This window comes from Burkholderia lata, assembly GCF_000012945.1.
GTDB lineage: Bacteria > Pseudomonadota > Gammaproteobacteria > Burkholderiales > Burkholderiaceae > Burkholderia > Burkholderia lata.
The window spans coordinates 2,020,795-2,037,662 of record NC_007510.1 but is presented as its reverse complement, the minus strand read 5'-3'; the positions used below and the strand labels follow the sequence as shown (position 1 = coordinate 2,037,662).

Genomic DNA, 16,868 nt, shown 5'->3' with positions numbered 1-16,868 from the left:
CCATGAGACTGTTGAATGGGCGACGGGCACGCGTGCCGCGCCACTCGCACCTGAAGCGCCCGCACATGCGGATGCGCGCCGCCACGCGCGCCGCGCTGCTTGCGTGCGCCGCGTGGTTCGTGTCGGGCGGCGTCGTGCCGCAGGCCGCGCTCGCCGTGCCGGCGATCTCGCAATACGACCATCCGAAATATCCGCCGGGTTTCACGCACTTCGACTACGCGAATGCGGAGGCGCCGGACAGCGGCACGCTCCAGTTCGAAAACTACGACGAAGCGCAGAGCTACGACTCGCTGAACCCGTTTCTCGTGCGCGGCGCGCCCGCACCGGATATCAAGAACCTGATGTTCGACACGCTGATGCAGCGCAGTTGGGACGAGCTCGCTTCCGAATACGCGCTGATCGCCGACGACGTCGACGTTGCGCCCGACGGGCTGTCGGCGACGTTCCACATCAACCCGGCCGCACGCTTTTCGAACGGCGACCCGATCACCGCGGCCGACGTGAAATATTCGTTCGACACGCTGACGAGCCCGCAGGCGTCGCCGCTGTACAACGCGCAGTTCGCGATCATCAAGCGTGCGGTGGCCGTCGACGGCCACACGGTGCGCTTCGAGTTCAAGCACGCGGAGCGCGACGCCGCACTGATCGCGGGCGACCTGCCGGTGTTCTCGCCGAAGTGGGGGCAGCGCGCGGACGGCACGCGCCCGCCGTTCGACCAGATCGCGAACGTGCCGCCGATCGCGAGCGGCCCGTACCTGATCGACCAGCGCAAGAACGACAAGCAGATCAGCTACGTGCGCGACCCGCACTACTGGGCAGCGAACCTGCCGTCGCGACGCGGCATGTTCCGCTTCGCGCACGTGTCGTTCAAGCTGTACCTGGACCAGTACACGGCGCTCGAAGCGTTCAAGGCCGGCGACATCGACGCGCGCATGGAATACAGCGCGACGCAGTGGGCGCGCAAGTACGTCGGCAAGAATTTTCGCAACGGCATGCTGAAGCGCGGCGAGTTTCCCGACGGCCCCGCGCAGATGCAGGGCTTCCTGATGAACATGCGCAAGCCGATGTTCCAGGACGTGCGGGTGCGGCACGCGCTTGCGCTGGCGTTCGACTTCGACTGGATGAGCCGGATGATGTTTTACGGGCAATACCGCCGGACCAACAGCTTCTGGGAGGCAAGCCCGTTCGCGGCATCCGGCATGCCGAGCGAGAAGGAGCTCGCGCTGCTCGAACCGTTCCGTTCGACGCTGCCACCCGAGGTATTCGGCCCGATGGTCCAGCAGCCGTCGACGCTGCCGCCGAACTCGTTGCGCGCGAACCTGAAGGAAGCGCGCGACCTGCTCGCGCAGGCCGGCTGGCATTACCGCGACGGCGCGCTGCGCGACGCGAACGGCACGCCGATGACGATCGAGATCATCGACGACCAGCCCGGCATGGACCGCCTGATCCTGCCGTACACGCAGGCGCTCGCGATGCTCGGCATCCAGGCCTACCTGCGCGAGATCGACAGTGCGGTCTACCTGAAGCGCCTCGACAATTTCGAGTACGACATGACGACGTACATCTACCTGCCGGTGACGATCCCGGGGGCGGAGCTGACGCGACGATTCGGCAGCGCGGCCGCATCGCAGCCGGGCTCCGAGAACTATCCGGGCGTGAAGTCGAAGGCCGTCGATGCACTGATCCATGCGGCGCTCGCGGCCGACACGCTCGACGATCTCGAGACGGCCACGCACGCGCTCGACCGAGTGCTGATCAACCTGTACGCGCTGATCCCGCAGTACTACCTGCCGAATGCGCGGATCGCATACAAGGCGACGCTCGGCCACCCGGCGATCGTGCCGGATTCCTATCAGTACGAGGACTGGATCATCGACTACTGGTACGTGAAGCAGCCGGCGGCGAAACCCGCGCCGGCGGCCTGACGGAGGAACGACGATGCTGGCATACATACTCAGGCGATTGCTGCTGATGATCCCGACGCTGATCGGCGTGGTGACGATCACGTTCGCGGTCACGCAGTTCGTGCCGGGCGGCCCGGTCGAACAGGTGCTCGCGCAGCTGCGCCACGGCAGTGCGCGCGGCGGGGAGGCGGGCGGCGGAGGCGGCGGCTACCACGGCAGCCAGGGCGTCGACCCGCAGCAGATCGAGCAGATCCGCAAGCAGTTCGGCTTCGACAAGCCGCCGCTCGAACGCTACGTGCTGATGTTGAAAAGCTATGCGACGTTCGACCTCGGCCAGTCCTATTTCGCGCATCGCAGCGTGTGGGCGGTGATCCGTTCGAAGCTGCCGGTGTCGATCACGCTCGGGATGTGGACGGTGATTCTCACGTACCTGGTGTCGGTGCCGCTCGGCATCGCGAAGGCGGTGCGCAACGGGTCGCGGTTCGACACCGTGACGAGCGTGCTGGTGCTGGCCGGCTACGCGGTGCCGGGCTTCGTGCTCGGCGTGCTGCTGCTGATGCTGTTCGGCGGCGGCACGTTCTGGCAGCTGTTCCCGATGCGCGGGCTCACGTCCGACAACTTCGACGACCTGACGCTGATCGGCAAGGCGCTCGACTATCTGTGGCACATCGTGATGCCGGTGACGGCGTCGGTCATCGGCAACTTCGCGATCGTCACGATCCTGACGAAGAACACGTTCCTCGAGGAAATCGGCCGACAGTACGTGCTGACTGCACGCGCGAAGGGGGCGCCGGAGCGCGACGTGCTGTGGAAGCACGTGCTGCGCAACGCGGCGATCCCGTTGCTCACCGGGCTGCCGGCCGCGTTCGTCGGTGCGTTCCTGAACGGCAACCTGCTGATCGAGACGCTGTTCTCGCTCGACGGCATGGGGCAACTGTCGTACGACTCGGTGATCCGCCGCGACTATCCGGTCGTGCTCGGTTCGCTGTTCCTGTTCACGCTGATCGGCCTGCTGACCAAACTCATCGCGGATATCTGCTATGTCCTCGTCGACCCCCGTATCCAGTTCAACCGCCTGGACCACTGACCAGGCGTGCGCCGCGTGCGCGGCCTCGCCGTCGCCGTGGCGGCGCACGTGGCTGCGCTTTCGTGCACAGCCGCTCGGCTACTGGAGCCTCGTGATCTTCACGGTGCTGTTCGCGCTCAGCCTCGGCGCAAACCTGCTGTCGAACGACCGGCCGCTGATCGTGCGCTACGACGGGCACTATTACTTCCCGATCGTGAAGGACTATCCGGAGACCTTGTTCGGCGGCGACTTTCCCGCGATGACGAACTATCTCGATCCGTATATCCGCACGAAGATCGAGTCGCACGGCAATTTCGCGATCTATCCGCCGAACCGCTACCGCTACGACACGATCGACTATTTCGCGTCGCGGCCGTATCCGGCGCCGCCGTCGTCGAGCAACTGGCTCGGCACCGACCAGTTCGGGCGCGACGTGCTCGCGCGATTGCTGTACGGGTTCCGGCTGTCGGTGCTGATGGCGTTCGCGCTGACGGTATCGGGCGTGCTGGTCGGCGTGCTGACGGGCGCGCTGCAAGGGTTCTACGGCGGCCGCACGGATCTGGTCGGGCAGCGGCTGATCGAGATCTGGAGCGCGCTGCCGGACTTGTACCTGCTGATCATCTTCGCGTCGATCTTCACGCCGTCGCTGTGGCTGCTGTTCATCCTGCTGTCGATGTTCGGCTGGCTCGTGCTGTCCGACTACGTGCGCGCCGAATTCCTGCGCAACCGCGGGCTCGACTACGTGAAAGCGGCACGCACGATGGGGCTGACGAACACACAGATCATCTGGCGCCACGTGCTGCCGAACAGCCTCACGCCGGTGATCACGTTCCTGCCGTTCCGGATGAGCGCGGCGATCCTGTCGCTGACGAGCCTCGATTTCCTCGGCCTCGGCGTGCCGCCGCCAACGCCGAGCCTCGGCGAACTGCTGCAGGAGGGCAAGAACAACCTGGATGCGTGGTGGATCTCGATTGCGGCATTCGCGGCGCTGGTGGTGACGCTGCTGCTGCTCACCTTCATGGGCGATGCGCTGCGCAACGCGCTCGACACGCGCACGCGCGGTTCGGCATTCGGCGGAGGGCGGTGATGACGCGACCGTTGCTGCAGATCGACGGGTTTTCCGCGCATTTCGGCGCGAACGCGGCCGTACAGGACCTGAGCCTGTCGATCGGTCGCGGCGAGCGCGTGGCGCTCGTCGGCGAATCAGGGTCGGGCAAGAGCGTGACCGCACTGTCGATCCTGCGGCTTGCGCAGCACGCGACGCTGTCGGGGCGGATGCTGTTCGACGGCGAGGATTTGCTCGCAAAGACCGAGCAGCAGATGCGCGGGATTCGCGGTGCCGATATCGCGATGGTGTTCCAGGAGCCGATGACCGCGCTCAATCCGCTGTATACGATCGGCAAGCAGATCGCCGAGAGCCTGCGGCTGCACGAGGGGCTGCGCCCGGGCGAAGCTCGCGAGCGCGGGATCGCGCTGCTGCGGCGCACCGGGATTCCGGAGCCGGAGCGTCGCATCGACAGTTTTCCGCACCAACTGTCGGGCGGGCAGCGGCAACGCGCGATGATCGCGATGGCGCTGGCGTGCCGGCCGCGGCTGCTGCTTGCGGACGAGCCGACCACCGCGCTCGACGTGACGGTGCGCCAGCAGATCGTCGACCTGCTGATCGAGCTGCAGGAGCAGGAGGCCGCCGCGCGCGGGATGGCCGTGCTGCTGATCACGCACGACCTGAACCTCGTGCGGCGCTTCGCGCAGCGCGTGGCGGTGATGGAGAAGGGCGTGCTGGTGGAGACCAACACGACCGCCGCCCTGTTCGCGGCGCCGCAGCATCCGTATACGCGCCGGCTGCTCGACAGCGCGCCGCAACGGGCGGTCGAGCCGGTCGCCGCCGGCGCGCAGACGATCCTCGACGTGCAGCACCTCGCGGTCGACTACCGGATCGCGGCAAAGGGTTGGCGCTCGGTGCTCGGCAAGACGACGTTCCGCGCCGTGCACGACGTGCAGTTGAGCCTGAAGCGCGGCGAAACGCTCGGGATCGTCGGCGAGTCGGGCTCGGGGAAATCGACGCTCGCGTCGGCCGTGCTCGGCCTGCAGCGGCCGACGTCGGGCGGGATCGAGATCGACGGCATGCCGCTGGCGTCGCTGTGCACGACGCAGGGCCGGCGCACGCTGTACGGGCGCATGCAGGTGGTGTTCCAGGATCCGTTCGGCTCGCTGTCGCCGCGCATGACGGTCGAGCAGATCGTCGGCGAAGGGCTGGGTGTGCACCGGCCGCAGGTGGCCGGCGACGCGCGGCGGGCGCGGATCGCCGCGCTGTTGCAGGAGGTGGGCCTGCCGCCCGAAGCGATGCTGCGCTATCCGCACGAGTTTTCCGGCGGGCAGCGGCAGCGGATCGCGATCGCGCGGGCGCTGGCGGTGGAGCCGGAACTGCTGGTGCTCGACGAGCCGACGAGTGCGCTCGACGTGTCGATCCAGAAGCAGGTGCTGAATCTGCTGACGAATCTCCAAAAGAAGTACAAACTCAGCTACCTGTTCATCACCCACGATCTGGCGGTGATGCGCGCGATGGCTCACCGGGTCATCGTGATGAAGGCGGGGCGCGTGGTCGAGGCAGGCGAGACGCTCGACGTGCTGCACGCGCCATCCCATCCGTATACGCGAGCGTTGCTCGCGTCGTCCATGCTGGCGCCGGAGCGCGGCCCGCAGGAGAGGCAAGAGAGAACCGATGATTGACGAGAGCCGGGCGCCGGGCGCCCGAGCGGTGCAAGCCGCGAAAGCGTTGCGCAGCGACGCCGATTTCTGGTCGCTGCGCATCGTCGACGAGACGATCGACGAACATGCGGTGCGCAACGACGTCGCGCAGCCGTTTTCGCGCACGCGCGAGCGTGGTGCGATGCTGACGGCCTGGGCCGGCACGGGCGCGGGCTATGCGGCGACGCCCGACCTGTCCCCGGCCGGGCTGCAGGCAGCGCTCGACATCGCGACCGCGCGGGCGCGGGCCAGCGCGCCGTGGGCGCTGGTCGATCATCGCCAGGCCGCGCGCCCGCAGGCGAGCGGCACGTATGCGTCGCCCGATGTCGATGCGGCGCTGCCGTCGCGCGCGGAATGGATCGAGCGCCTTGCGCACGAATGCGCGGCGGCGAACCTCGGCGCGCGCATCGTCGAGCGCGCCGCGAGCGTGATGATCGTGCACACCGAGCAGTGTTACGTGACGAGCGACGGCGTGCGGATCGACCAGCGCTTCCGCTTCCTGATGCCCGAACTGCAGGCCGTCGCGCACGGCGACGGCGACACGCAGACGCGCTCGCTCGGTCAATCGGGCACGCTCGCGCAGGGCGGCATCGACGTGCTGGCGCGCTACGGCTTCGACGGCGCCGGCGCACGCGTCGCCGACGAGGCGCTGCAGTTGCTCGCCGCGCCGAACTGCCCGACCGGCCGGCGCGATCTGCTGCTGATGCCGGACCAGATGATGCTGCAGATCCACGAGTCGATCGGTCATCCGCTCGAACTCGACCGGATTCTCGGCGACGAGCGCAACTTCGCCGGGTCGAGCTTCGTCAGGCCGGAGATGGTCGGCCACTATCAGTACGGCTCGCCGCTGCTGAACGTCACGTTCGATCCGGAGCCGGCGGCCGAAGCCGCGTCCTACGCGTTCGACGACGACGGTACGCCGGCGCGCAAGCAGTACCTGATTCGCAACGGCGTGCTCGAACGGTTGCTCGGCGGGGCGCTGTCGCAGCAACGCGCGGGCCTGCCGGGCGTCGCCAACTCGCGCGCGTCGAGCTGGAACCGCGCGCCGATCGACCGGATGGCGAACCTGAACGTCGAACCCGGCGACCAGTCGCTCGGTGCGCTGATCGCGGGCACCGAGCACGGGATCCTGATGCGCACCAACACGTCCTGGTCGATCGACGACCACCGCAACAAATTCCAGTTCGGCTGCGAATTCGGGCAACTGATCGAGAACGGCCGGCTCACGCAGGTCGTCAAGCGCCCGAACTACCGCGGCATCTCCGCTCAGTTCTGGCGCAGCCTGCGCGCGGTCGGCGATGCGAGCACGTTCGGCATCTACGGCACGCCTTATTGCGGGAAGGGCGAGCCCGCGCAGATCATCCGTGTCGGCCACGCCGCGCCGGCCTGCGTGTTCGCCGGCGTCGACGTATTCGGAGGCGCGTGATGACGGGATTCAATCCGATGGCACGCCAGGCCGGAATCGACTGGCACGCGCATTTCACCCGGCTCGCCGACGACGCGCAACGGCTGACGACGCCGACCGAAACCGTGCTGCTCGGTTTCTCCAGCGAAACGTCCGACTTCATCCGCTTCAATGGCGGCAAGATTCGCCAGACCGGGCGCGTCACGCAGGGGCGGCTGTCCGTGCGGCTCGTCGACGGGGCGCGGCAGGCGCACTCGGCGCTGACCGTCTGCGGCGATCCGGCGGCCGACCTGCGCGAACTGGCAGACGCGGTTGCCGTGTTGCGCGACGGCCTGCGCGATGCGCAGGACGATCCGCACCTGCTGTTCGATACCTCGTCGTGGCTGCAGGAAACGCGCCGCACCGGGCGCCTGCCGAATGCGGACGGGCTCGCGCGAATCGTGGCCGAATGCGCGCGCGGGCTCGACTTCGTCGGCTTTTACGCAGGCGGCACGCTGGCGCGCGGCTTCGCGTCGTCGACCGGCAGCCGCGGCTGGTACGAGGTCGAGAATTTCAACTTCAGCTGGTCGCTGTACGACCCGAGCGGTCGCGCGATCAAGACCGTCTATGCGGGCGACGACTGGAGCGACGCGGCATTCGCGGCGAAGGTCGACGCGGCCGCCGCGCGGCTGCCCGTGCTCGGCCGCACGCCGAAGGCGCTTGCGCCCGGGCACTACCGCGCGTATTTCGCGCCGGACGCCGTCCACGAGATGACGAGCCTGCTCGGCTGGAGCGGCTTTTCGGCGCGTGCGGTGGCGAGCGCCCGCAGCCCGCTGCATCGCCTGTACGCCGGCGAAGTCGCGCTCGATCCGCGTGTGTCGATCACCGAGGACTTCTCGCTGGGTATCGCGCCGGCGTTCAACGCGGACGGCTACCGGCGTGACAGCGTGCCGCTCGTCGTCGAAGGGCGGGGCGCCGGGCAGCTCGTCTGCGCACGCACCGCGCGCGAGCAAGGCGGCACGCCGAACGGCGCGGACAACGGCGAATCGCCGCAGTCGCTGACGATCGCGGGCGGTACGCTCGCCGATGCCGACGTGCTGGCCGCGCTCGACACGGGGCTCTACGTCGGCAACCTCTGGTACCTGAACTTCTCGGACCCGATCGCGTGCCGGATGACGGGGATGACGCGGTTCGCGACGTTCTGGGTCGAAGGCGGGCGCATCGTCGCACCTATCGACGCGATGCGGTTCGACGACAGCTTCTACCGGCTGTTCGGGGCGGAGCTCGAGCAACTCGGCGCGGCGCCGGTGCTACTCGCGAACGACGACACGTACGGCGAGCGCGCCACCGGAGGCGCGCAGCTGCCGGGGCTGCTTGCGCGCTCGTTCGAGCTCACGCTGTAGCGCGTTCGCCCACTCTTGCCGATGCCGTCATTCTTCATCGACCGTCCCGTCTTTGCGTGGATCGTCGCGCTCGCGATCGTCGTCGCGGGCGTGCTGGCCATTCCGCAGTTGCCGATCGCGCAGTACCCGCGCCTGGCGCCGCCGCGGGTCGTGATCACCGCGTCCTATCCGGGCGCGTCGACCGAGACGGTCGATGCCGACGTCGGCAGCATCATCGAGGAAAGCCTCGACGGCGCCGACGGGCTGCTCTACTACGAGACGAGCAGCGACGGCCACGGCAACCTCGAGATCGACGTGACGTTTTCGCCGAGCACCGATCCGGACATCGCGCTCGTCGACGTCAACAACCGCTTGAAGCAGGTCGAGCCGCGGCTGCCGCAGCAGGTCGTCCAGCAGGGGATCGGCGTGTTCAAGGCGGCGAACACGTTCCTGATGCTCGTCACGCTGACGTCGACCGACGGCGCGCGCGATTCCGCGCAGCTCGGCGATTACCTGAACCGCTACGTGCTGCGCGAGCTGAAGCGTGCGCCGGGGGTAGGCGCCGCCGAGCTGTGGGATGCCGACGAGGCGCTGCGGGTCTGGCTCGATCCAGCCAAGTTGCGCGAATACGATCTCGGCGCCGACGACGTGATCGCGGCAATCAGCGCGCAGAACGCGACGGTCACGGCCGGCGCGATCGGCGACGCGCCGTTCGTGCGCGGCCAGCAGCTCACCGCGACGGTCGTGGTCAAGGGGCAGCTTACGTCGCCCGAGGAGTTCGGCCGGATCGTGCTGAAGTCGAAACAGGACGGCTCGGTGGTGCGCGTCGCGGATGTCGCGCGCGTCGAGATCGGCCGTGACGACTATTCGTTCTATTCGCGGCTGAACGGCCGGCCGGCCGCGACGGTCGGCATCCAGCTCGGCCCGCGCGGCAACGCGCTCGAAACGTCGAATGCAATCCGCGCACGGCTCGCCGAGCTGTCGCGTACATTGCCGCCGGGCGTCGCGGTCGAGATTCCGTTCGACGGTGCGCACTTCGTCAAGATCGCGATCCACGAAGTCGTGCTGACGCTCGTCGAGGCCGTCGTGCTGGTGTTCTGCGTGATGTGGCTGTTCCTGCGCGACCTGCGCTACACGCTGGTGCCGACCGTCGTGATCCCGGTCACGCTGATGGGCGCGTTCGTCGCGATGTGGGCGTTCGGGCTGTCGATCAACGTGTTCACGATGTTCGGCCTCGTGCTGGCGATCGGCATCCTGGTCGACGATGCGATCGTCGTCGTCGAGAGCGTGCACCGCGTGATGGAGGAGGGCGTGTCGCCGCGCGATGCCACGCGCCGGGCGATGAAGCGGATCGGCGGGGCGATCGTCGGCGTGACCGCGGTGCTGACCGCCGTGTTCGTGCCGATGGCGTTTTTCCCGGGCAGCGTCGGCGGCATCTACCGGCAGTTCGCGGTGGCGATGATCGCGTCGATGCTGGTGTCGTCGTTCATGGCGCTGTCGCTCACGCCCGCGCTGTGTGCGAACCTGCTGAAGCCGGTCGCGCGACACGATGGCGGCACCGGCCGTGCGCGGCGACGCGGCATCGGCGCGCGTCTGGCCGACCGGTTCGGCGCGGCCTTCGCGCGCGCCGAAACCGGTTATCGTCGCGTCGCCGTGTTTGCCGTGCGCCGCACCGGCATGGTCGTGGCCGTCTATGTCGCGCTCGTGATCGGATGCGGGCTGCTGTACTGGATGATGCCGGGCGGCTTCCTGCCGACCGAAGATCAGGGGCAACTGCAGGTGATGATCCAGTTGCCGGCCGGCGCCACGCAGGCGCGTACGCTCGCGGTCGTCGAGCGTGTGGAGGCGATCCTGCACGGGGAGCCGGCGATTGCGAACGTGACGAGCGTGATCGGCTGGAGTTTCGTCGGCAGCGGGCAGAACGTCGGGATGGCGTTCGTGGAATTGAAGGACTGGGCGAAGCGCGACGTCGACGCGATGGCGTTGCGCGACCGGCTCAACGGGCGGTTCGGCGCGATCCTCGACGGCGACGTCGAGGCGGCGCTGCCGCCTTCGGTGCGCGGCATCGGACATTCGGACGGCTTCACGTTCCGGCTCGAGGATCGCGGCGGGGTCGGGCTCGACGCGCTGAAAGCGGCCCGCGAGCAGCTTGCCGAACGCGCGAAGGCGGATCCGTTGCTGTCCGCCGTGCATTTCGAGGACCTGCCGGACGCGCCGCGTATCGAGCTTGATGTCGATCGTGCGAAGGCGTATGCGCTCGGCGTACCGTTCGAGCGGATTGCGGGGCTCCTGGGCGGCACGTTCGGCTCGAACTACATCAACGACTTCCCGGCGTCGGGCCGGATGCGGCGGGTGATCATCGAGGCCGATCCGGTCGCACGCGCGACCGATACGCAACTGATGGCGCTGACCGTACCGAACCGTACCGGCGACATGGTGCCGCTGTCGGCCATTGCCGCGCCGCACTGGACGATCGGGCCGGTGATGCTGAACCGGTACAACGGCTATCCGTCGCTCGACATCAGCGGCCGGGCGGCGACCGGCACGAGTTCGGGCGCGGCGATGGCGGAGATGGAGCGGCTTGCCGGTGCGCTGCCGGCCGGGATCGGCTTCGACTGGGTCGATGCGGCGCGCGAGGAGCAGGTCGCCGCGCGGCAGACGCCGCTGCTCGTCGGGTTGTCGGTGCTCGCGGTCTTCATGGCGCTGGCCGCGCTGTACGAAAGCTGGACGATTCCGCTGTCCGTGCTGACGATCGTGCCGCTCGGCATGATCGGCGCGATCGCCGCAGCGCTTGCGCGCGGCATGCCGAACGACGTGTACTTCAAGGTCGGGATGATTACCGTGGTCGGGCTGGCGGCGAAGAACGCGATCCTGATCGTGCAGTATGCACGTGACCTGGCCGGGCACGGCGTGCCGTTGCGGCAGGCCGTGGTCGATGCGGCCGCGGCGCGATTCCGGCCGATCGTGATGACGTCGATGGCGTTCTTGCTGGGCGTCGTGCCGCTCGTGCTGGCAACGGGCGCGGGGGCGGAAAGCCGGCGGTCGATCGGCACGGGCGCGTTCGGAGGCGTGCTGGCGGCGACGGTGTTCGGGCTCGTGTTCGCGCCGGTGGCGTTTCGGGTCGTGGCGTCGGTTGGGCGACGGGGACGGCGTGTGGCGGTGGCGAAGCGGGAGGATCGGCAGGCGGAGGCGGTGGGGGAGTGACTTGGGTTGAAGAAGGAAGTCGCCTCCCGGCACTCCTTGCCAATGGTCTCAGCGGCCCCGTCAATCACCACGAGGCCGTGTCATTTCGGGTGCACAGGACGGTTTGCAGTGACGCTTGATTCGGCGCTGTGAACTCGAACGACTCGCCAGGGTAATCCGCTCCCTTTCATTTTCACCGCATGACGCATTTTCCGTTGTCGGCCGCTCCCGATGGGGCGGCCAGCTATCTGTCATTCGACAGGGTCCCGCTTCTTTTCGTTCGTATTGCGATTCCGTCGTTGTGTGGGAAATTTTTATTAATTACACGCACGAATTGAGTGCTTTCACGAGTTCGTACTGGGAGGATTGACAGCTTGTTCTTGGAAGGCTGGAGAGGTAATTTATTTTGTGATTTATGGATCGAATGGTTTTTGAAAGAATTCGATCGTTTCGGGTGCAGGTATGTTGTGATGCTGGATGTAATGAGCAAGAAATTGATCGAGTTCCATTTTTTGTAGAACGAATCGAAAAGAACGCCGGTTTCAAGTTTTGTGAACTACGGATTCTCGATATCCGTTCCAGTCGCATCGAAATATCTCATATTCCGGGAATTGAAATGTTCGTGCCTCCCCGTATCGAAGGCTCGTCTGTCGCATTGGTGCGTACGCTGGCTGACGAAAAGCGCATGAAGATCCCCGATGTTTTCTGGCGGGTTCTGGCGAAAGCCAGCGACGGTGCTCAGTATGCGAAGGTTGATCTGATGGCTGCCAATGCGGTCATGATGATCGATTCCATCGAGCTCAAAGATAAGCTGACAGAGCACGCGTTCACGGAAAATCACGGAGGGCGTTGGGTGCGGCTGGTTGCGGAGGAGCGGGGCGGGGAGCATCGGAAAATCCTGATCAGCCATGCTGAAGACGAAGAGCGTCACGGGATGCTTTTTTTGAAGCTGCTCAGGGATCTTGGTCACTATGCCCCTGATGAAATGCTCGGCCCGCCAGACTACATCGATCCTTACTATATGGATCTGCATGAAAAATGGGGTGGCGATCTTTATCGGTTCATGTGCTTTATTCATGCCGCTGAAGTCCGGACGATGTTCTACGTTCAGCATGTTTTGCACATTACAGCCGCGTTCAATGATCCCTTGATGAGTCGGCTTAACGACACGTTTTCTGCCATCTACAACGACGAGAAATTTCATATCCGATATTCCGCACATTTGCTTGGCGGGATGATGGATGCAGGTCGGGATCCAGATGTGCTGCGCGCGGCATTTGATGAGGTTCACCAGCAGACCGCCAACACCATACGGACATTGATCGGCAACTATAACCGAAAGGAAATCTGATATGCAGCAGCATGAGATTGCGCAAAAGATCGTGGATTTTCTGGTCAAGCATGGAGGAATCAAGGCCGGAGAGTTCGATGCGGATGCGGAAATTTTTGCGGATGGGGCGATCGATTCTTTCACTGTTCTCGAGTTGACAATATTCATTGAAGACACCTTTGGCGTCGAGATAGATGAGGAGCAGGTGGGACGGCTGAAAAGCATCGGAAGAATTGCTGACCGCATTACCAATGAGGCGAACGCGAACGGGGAAGTCGAATGACGTTGAATATCTTTGACGGCTCCACCCGGGTTCGGGCGCTCAATAAACTGAACGAATGGTTGACACAAAGCGGCAACAAGCAGGTCTGGAGCCGGGTGTGTTCCGGCGTGCCGGGCAGGACAGTGACTGCACGGCTCTCGCATGGCGATCATCCGGATGTGCCGCAGATTCATTTCGGCTCCTATAACTACTCGGGGCTGAACGACCGGCATGAAGTCGTTGATGCCGCACGCGAGGCGCTGGATCGTCACGGTGCGACGACCAGCGGGGTGCGGATCCTGAACGGAACTACCGCGTTGCATCTCGATCTGGAAAACGCGCTGGCGGCGTTTACGCGCTTCGAATCGTGCGTAACGTACTCAAGCGCATATGTAGCGAATCTCGCCGTGATCTCGACACTGGCAGGCGAAACGGACGTTATTTACAGCGACGAGCTCAATCACGCATCGATCGCTGACGGTATTCGGCTGTCGCGGGCGAAGCAGGTGAAGTATTCGCACAAGGACGTTGCACAGCTCGAAGGGTTGTTGCGATCCGCGCCGCTCTCGGATCGCAAGTTCATCATTACCGATGGCGTATTCAGCATGGACGGCGACTTTGCGCCGTTGCCGCAGATTGTCGAGCTGGCAAAGAGATATCGCGCGTTCGTTATCGTCGACGACGCCCACGGGACGGCGTCCTGCGGGCCGAACGGACGAGGAACCTTGGCGCACTTCGGACTCGAGAAGGAGGTGGACGTCCTGATCGGCAGTTTGAGCAAAGGACTGCCGGGAGTGGGCGGGTTTGCGTGTGCCAGCGAGGAAATCGGCGAACTGCTTCGCTACGGCTCCAACGGCTACATTTTCTCGGCGTCCATTCCGCCTTCGGTTGCCGGTGGCTTGATCAAGGCGGTCGAAATACTCGAAAGCGAACCCGACATCCAGGTGCGGCTGCACAGGAACGAGCGGCAGATTCGCGACGGATTGCGGGAAGTCGGCTTCGACGTGATGCATAGCGAGACGCCGATCATCCCGCTCGCGATGCCTGATCGGGCGACCGCCTTCAATTTCGCGCGCGGCATGCATGAGCGCGGCGTCTTCGTTAATCCGATCTGTTACCCGGCGGTTGCGATGAATCGCGCCCGCATCCGCGTCAACGCCAGCGCGTCGCTGACGGAATCGGATATCTCGAGCGCGCTTGTCACTTTCGCGGAAGTGGGACGGAGCATTGGCCTTCTATGAGTTCCGCGAGCCCCCTCATCGAACTGAAAGCGAATGAGGCACAGTGCCTGCACACGGATTTGGGCTGGCACGATGCGCTCCTCGCTGCTTACGCGGAATTCGGATTTTGCTACGAGTACGGCGATATCCCGATTGCACCCGTGTTGATGGAGGCCGCGTTCCTGAAACAGGCGTCACACGACTTGCGCGTGCTCATGCAGCTTGCCCGAGCAGTGTCGCTTGCACATCTCGACGACCGTGCGCCAATCAGGGCGCACGACCGTTCGATCGTGGAACGATACAGGGATGCGGAAAGGCAGCCGCTGATGGGGCGTCCCGACTGCATTCTGGCAGGGGGCAAGCTCCGGGTCCTGGAGTTCAATATGGATTCCGGAATGGGGGGGATTCAGGAGGTCGGCGTATTGACGGACGGTTACCTCGATTCAGGTCTTGGCAGTCTTCTCGCGTACGAATTGCAGAATCCTTTCGAGAGTCAACTGGGTTTCATTCAAAACCAGTTGACCAAGGCATCACGGCAATCGGTGTGCATCACGCCACTCGCCGATTTCAGCCGATTCTATCTGGACCAATCCGATCATCTGGCCGCTCGGATCAGTGCTCGTTTGGGCGTTCCAGCGAGAACGGTTTTTCCGGAGGCGCTCCGGCAAGGGGAGTGGCTCACCGACGGTCAAACGGAATATGGCATTTTCTATCGGGACGCCTGTTTCCTTCACGAGCCGATCTTGCTTGCAGGCATGGCACAGGCGTTGAACGCGGCCCGCTCGACACGGACGATCACGCTCGGTGATCCGCTGGATATCGGCGTCGACGACAAGGGCGCGCTGGCACTGGTGAGCGAGTTCCTCGACCAGCAGTCGCAAGACGACCCGGAACTCGGTCGACTCAAGGCACTTGTGCCATGGACACGTTTGATGGACAGGAAGGTCACGACGGTCGATGGCGAGATCGTGGATCTGGAGAAGTTCGTCAGAGCGCAAAAAGGCACGCTGGTCCTGAAGCGCTGCGCGTCGCACGTAGGCAAGCAGGTATTCATCGGCAGCCGGACCGACGATGCCATTTGGGACGACATCATTTCCCGCACCAAGATGAAGCGGGACGATGGAGAGGATTGGGTCGTGCAGCGATTTGTCGTCGCCGACAAGTTTCCTCTTTGGTTTCGCGATCACGACGGCAGCCTGGGACTCAGGCATTGCAGTGGGACTGCTGGCCCTTTCGTGTTCGGAGATCAGCCGGACGGCTGGCTTGTCAGGATTCAAGGTGCTCAGGCAGACGACGATGCCGTTTTCGCGTTGCCGACCGACGGCAATATCGGCCTGACCACGGTTGCCGCCGTCGATACGCTAAAAGGGGTGTCGACATGATCGGCGTATCGTCAATCGCCTGGGCATTTCCGGAGACGATGCTAACGGCTCAGGCTTACGGCAGCAGAGTTGGGCTAACCGAGGAACAGGTACTGGCCAAGACAGGTATTCGTCGCCGGTTTTTACTGGAGCGTGACCAGTGCGAGCTTCCACTGGCGAGAGATGCTTTTGCCAAGTTGCAGGCGCAGACCGGTTTTGGCGACGGCGATATCGATCTCCTCGTTTATGTCACGCAGAACCCGGGCCGCAGTATGCCGCACAGTGCAGCGCAGTTGCTCGGCATGTTGTCATATCAGGGCCATCCGGCCGCATTCGATGTATCGCTGGGGTGTTCTGCGTTTCCCTATGTTTTGTCGTTGTGTCGGGGAATGCTGGAAGCGCAGAACTGGAATCGGGCGGTGATCGTCACGAACGATCCTTATTCCCGTCTCCTGACACTCGATCAACCGAAGACCGCCGCCATTTTCGGCGACGCGGCGACAGCCACGCTGCTTGAACGCGATCGCGGCGGGGCAATCTGTGTCGGGGATTTCGGGACCGACGGAGGCGAGTGGCGCGCGCTTCATACACCGCAGTGGCGAGATGCGCGGCGCACCAGCCATTTGCTGGACGATACGCCCGTTCCGGAGGCCGACGCGCATTCGGTCCGGATGAATGGTGCAAAGCTGGCGAGCTATTTCAGCAAACGTGTGCCGGAAAGCATGACGAAATGCCTTGCGTCGAACGGTGTGCAACCGAGCGATGTCGATATTGTCGTATTGCACCAAGCTTCTCGCCCGATGCTTGAGCTATTGATCGAGCGCCTGCCGTTCGGCGTTAACACCGAGGTGCCGGTCCTCCTTCAGGACGGAGGGAACACCACTTCGTCCAGCATTCCCCTCGCGCTTGGTCGAATCATGCAAGAGCGAGCGCTCGCCGGACGCAAGGTTTTGTTGACCGGCTTCGGAGTGGGGCTGTCATGGGGATCGCTCCTGCTGGAATTCTGACGTATTCGCAATAAGGGATCG

The 16,868-nt window shown here is 64.7% G+C and carries 12 protein-coding genes; all 12 read left to right on the top strand.

The features are described 5' to 3' along the window. Positions 1-65: 65 nt before the first annotated feature. A complete protein-coding gene (locus tag BCEP18194_RS15070) occupies positions 66-1,925 on the top strand; it encodes an extracellular solute-binding protein (protein WP_041493083.1) in 1,860 nt (619 codons plus the stop codon). Between the two features lie 13 nt (positions 1,926-1,938). Continuing rightward, a complete protein-coding gene (locus BCEP18194_RS15065; protein WP_011352152.1) occupies positions 1,939-2,991 on the top strand; it encodes a microcin C ABC transporter permease YejB in 1,053 nt (350 codons plus the stop codon). After that, positions 2,945-4,057: an ABC transporter permease gene (locus BCEP18194_RS15060; protein WP_011352151.1), complete on the top strand. Its 1,113-nt coding sequence runs from the start codon at positions 2,945-2,947 to the stop codon at positions 4,055-4,057. The genes BCEP18194_RS15065 and BCEP18194_RS15060 overlap by 47 nt, the downstream gene beginning before the upstream one ends. Then, positions 4,057-5,700, top strand: coding sequence for an ABC transporter ATP-binding protein (locus BCEP18194_RS15055; protein ID WP_011352150.1), 1,644 nt, complete (start codon positions 4,057-4,059; stop codon positions 5,698-5,700). The genes BCEP18194_RS15060 and BCEP18194_RS15055 overlap by 1 nt, the downstream gene beginning before the upstream one ends. Next, positions 5,693-7,144, top strand: a complete 1,452-nt coding sequence (locus BCEP18194_RS15050) for a TldD/PmbA family protein (RefSeq protein WP_011352149.1) — start codon at positions 5,693-5,695, stop codon at positions 7,142-7,144. Before BCEP18194_RS15055 ends, BCEP18194_RS15050 begins: the two co-directional genes overlap by 8 nt. Next, positions 7,144-8,505, top strand: coding sequence for a metallopeptidase TldD-related protein (locus BCEP18194_RS15045; protein ID WP_011352148.1), 1,362 nt, complete (start codon positions 7,144-7,146; stop codon positions 8,503-8,505). The genes BCEP18194_RS15050 and BCEP18194_RS15045 overlap by 1 nt, the downstream gene beginning before the upstream one ends. 21 nt (positions 8,506-8,526) lie before the next feature. After that, a complete protein-coding gene (locus tag BCEP18194_RS15040; RefSeq protein ID WP_011352147.1) occupies positions 8,527-11,688 on the top strand; it encodes a multidrug efflux RND transporter permease subunit in 3,162 nt (1,053 codons plus the stop codon). A 403-nt stretch (positions 11,689-12,091) separates the two neighbouring features. Further along, positions 12,092-13,018, top strand: coding sequence for a hypothetical protein (locus BCEP18194_RS15035; RefSeq protein ID WP_157687183.1), 927 nt, complete (start codon positions 12,092-12,094; stop codon positions 13,016-13,018). Between the two features lies 1 nt (position 13,019). Continuing rightward, positions 13,020-13,280 carry an acyl carrier protein gene (locus BCEP18194_RS15030; protein WP_041492849.1) on the top strand — a complete coding sequence of 87 codons (261 nt, stop codon included), beginning with the start codon at positions 13,020-13,022 and terminating at the stop codon, positions 13,278-13,280. After that, positions 13,277-14,500 carry an aminotransferase class I/II-fold pyridoxal phosphate-dependent enzyme gene (locus BCEP18194_RS15025; RefSeq protein WP_011352145.1) on the top strand — a complete coding sequence of 408 codons (1,224 nt, stop codon included), beginning with the start codon at positions 13,277-13,279 and terminating at the stop codon, positions 14,498-14,500. The genes BCEP18194_RS15030 and BCEP18194_RS15025 overlap by 4 nt, the downstream gene beginning before the upstream one ends. Beyond that, positions 14,497-15,861: a hypothetical protein gene (locus BCEP18194_RS41670; protein ID WP_011352144.1), complete on the top strand. Its 1,365-nt coding sequence runs from the start codon at positions 14,497-14,499 to the stop codon at positions 15,859-15,861. The genes BCEP18194_RS15025 and BCEP18194_RS41670 overlap by 4 nt, the downstream gene beginning before the upstream one ends. Continuing rightward, entirely contained in the window at positions 15,858-16,847 is a 990-nt protein-coding gene (locus BCEP18194_RS15015) for a 3-oxoacyl-ACP synthase III family protein (protein WP_011352143.1), read from the top strand. The genes BCEP18194_RS41670 and BCEP18194_RS15015 overlap by 4 nt, the downstream gene beginning before the upstream one ends. Positions 16,848-16,868: the final 21 nt, after the last annotated feature.

Excerpts from the sequence above, each read along its gene's own strand:
- BCEP18194_RS15070 (WP_041493083.1), top strand. The coding sequence starts at position 66 with ATGCGGATGCGCGCCGCCACGCGCGCCGCGCTGCTTGCGTGCGCCGCG.
- BCEP18194_RS15050 (WP_011352149.1), top strand. The coding sequence starts at position 5,693 with ATGATTGACGAGAGCCGGGCGCCGGGCGCCCGAGCGGTGCAAGCCGCG.
- BCEP18194_RS15065 (WP_011352152.1), top strand. The coding sequence starts at position 1,939 with ATGCTGGCATACATACTCAGGCGATTGCTGCTGATGATCCCGACGCTG.
- BCEP18194_RS15060 (WP_011352151.1), top strand. The coding sequence starts at position 2,945 with ATGTCCTCGTCGACCCCCGTATCCAGTTCAACCGCCTGGACCACTGAC.
- BCEP18194_RS15045 (WP_011352148.1), top strand. The coding sequence starts at position 7,144 with ATGACGGGATTCAATCCGATGGCACGCCAGGCCGGAATCGACTGGCAC.
- BCEP18194_RS15035 (WP_157687183.1), top strand. The coding sequence starts at position 12,092 with ATGGTTTTTGAAAGAATTCGATCGTTTCGGGTGCAGGTATGTTGTGAT.
- BCEP18194_RS15030 (WP_041492849.1), top strand. The coding sequence starts at position 13,020 with ATGCAGCAGCATGAGATTGCGCAAAAGATCGTGGATTTTCTGGTCAAG.
- BCEP18194_RS15015 (WP_011352143.1), top strand. The coding sequence starts at position 15,858 with ATGATCGGCGTATCGTCAATCGCCTGGGCATTTCCGGAGACGATGCTA.
- BCEP18194_RS15025 (WP_011352145.1), top strand. The coding sequence starts at position 13,277 with ATGACGTTGAATATCTTTGACGGCTCCACCCGGGTTCGGGCGCTCAAT.
- BCEP18194_RS15055 (WP_011352150.1), top strand. The coding sequence starts at position 4,057 with ATGACGCGACCGTTGCTGCAGATCGACGGGTTTTCCGCGCATTTCGGC.
- BCEP18194_RS41670 (WP_011352144.1), top strand. The coding sequence starts at position 14,497 with ATGAGTTCCGCGAGCCCCCTCATCGAACTGAAAGCGAATGAGGCACAG.
- BCEP18194_RS15040 (WP_011352147.1), top strand. The coding sequence starts at position 8,527 with ATGCCGTCATTCTTCATCGACCGTCCCGTCTTTGCGTGGATCGTCGCG.